Raw genomic sequence first — 677 nt, forward strand, 5'->3', positions numbered from 1 at the left:
ATCTTATAGGAAGTGGTTTGAATGAGTAAATCTGTTACTAAGGTAGTTAATTTATATGAATATAAGTCAGCGAAAAAAGAAAAGGAAATAGATAGAGAACAATTATTAAAATTAATAAAAAAAATTATGATAACTAAATAAAGGAGCTATGCTCCTTTATTTTTATTGCATTCTAAGTGTACTTATATAATCTTGAAATTGATTAAAATCATCATCATTTGTTAATTCTATCACTTCAGATTTTTCACTATCAAAATTTTTCAAATAAATGGTATGTGTACTACTTTCAGAATTGCAATATATACATCTAAATCCATCCTCATAAAGACCTTTTATATGGTTGAAATCTGGCATAACCAACAACTCCTTGTAAAAGTATTTTTATATAGTTTTCCAATAAAAATTTATTATATTCAGTCTATATAACTTATTTATAATGGAATAGTATTGTTGAAATTATAGAAAAAATAAAAAAAATAAAATTAAATTTAAAAAAAGTGTTGACGATGTTAAATTAAGGTGGTATAGTATTACTTGTCCTTAAGAAAAGGGCAAAACAAAAATGAACTTTGAAAATTAAACAGTAGGTTAATTATATAAATTCTTTTTTAAAAGAATTAAACACAAACAACCAAGCCAGATATTCAGATAATGATTAGCTGAGCGATGGACAACTT

The 677-nt window shown here is 23.6% G+C and carries 1 protein-coding gene; it reads right to left on the reverse strand.

The annotated features are described in order from the left end of the window. Positions 1–162: 162 nt before the first annotated feature. Entirely contained in the window at positions 163–354 is a 192-nt protein-coding gene (locus VN21_RS08875; protein ID WP_021428578.1) for a hypothetical protein, read from the reverse strand. Positions 355–677: the final 323 nt, after the last annotated feature.

The organism is Paraclostridium benzoelyticum, assembly GCF_001006285.1.
Taxonomy (GTDB): Bacteria; Bacillota; Clostridia; order Peptostreptococcales; family Peptostreptococcaceae; genus Paraclostridium; species Paraclostridium benzoelyticum.

Coding starts and splice junctions, on each gene's coding strand:
- VN21_RS08875 (WP_021428578.1), bottom strand. CDS start 354: ATGCCAGATTTCAACCATATAAAAGGTCTTTATGAGGATGGATTTAGA.